Origin of the sequence: Hydrogenoanaerobacterium saccharovorans, from assembly GCF_016901815.1 — a bacterium.
Classification (GTDB): Bacteria; Bacillota; Clostridia; order Oscillospirales; family Ruminococcaceae; genus Avimicrobium; species Avimicrobium caecorum.
In genome coordinates this window covers 1-625 of record NZ_JACSNR010000034.1, presented here as the reverse complement: position 1 = coordinate 625, position 625 = coordinate 1, and the positions used below count along the sequence as shown (strand labels likewise).

Below are 625 nucleotides of genomic sequence, written 5' to 3'. Positions count from 1 at the left end.
AATAAATATCCCCCCGCAAAGCGGGGGGTATTTCCGTTTCGGGCATAGCCCTAATACTACAGGCAACGCACAAGTGCGCTTTTTGTTGGCCTGCCAGCCACGCATAGGATTACTTGCTACCCGTAAACGGGTCTCTGGGATCGTAAAGACTTATTTGATCACTTTCTCGATCCATCTTTAATTGGTTCTCGATATACTCTTTTATTGCTTTTGTATTCTTTCCTACTGTGTCTACGTAATATCCTTTGCACCAAAATTCACGGTTCCGATATGCAAACTTCATGTTCCCAAACTTTTGAAATATCATTAAACTGCTTTTTCCCTTGAGGTATCCCATAAATCCCGATACACTCATTTTGGGGGGAATACTTAGAAGCAGATGGATGTGATCCGGGCATACTTCTCCCTCTATGATCTCAACCCCCTTCCATTGACACAGTGTTCTGATGATATCTCTTATTGCCACTCTTTTTTCGTTATAGAATACTTTCCTTCTGTACTTTGGTGCAAATACCACATGATATTTACAATTCCACTTCGTATGTGCTAAACTGTTTGTGATGTTATTTTGCTCTGGCATTTTAATGTCCTCCTAATGTGTTTTTCGGTGTAACTGGCAGGTCAC

Annotated in this window: 1 protein-coding gene; it reads right to left on the bottom strand. The window is 41.1% G+C overall.

The window, feature by feature from the left end:
* Window positions 1-109: 109 nt before the first annotated feature.
* The gene (gene tnpA / locus H9X81_RS11545) at window positions 110-580 is read right to left on the bottom strand and encodes an IS200/IS605 family transposase (protein WP_204722178.1); all 471 of its coding nucleotides are present in this window, start codon (window positions 578-580) and stop codon (window positions 110-112) included.
* Window positions 581-625: the final 45 nt, after the last annotated feature.

Excerpts from the sequence above, each read along its gene's own strand:
- tnpA (WP_204722178.1), bottom strand. The coding sequence starts at position 580 with ATGCCAGAGCAAAATAACATCACAAACAGTTTAGCACATACGAAGTGG.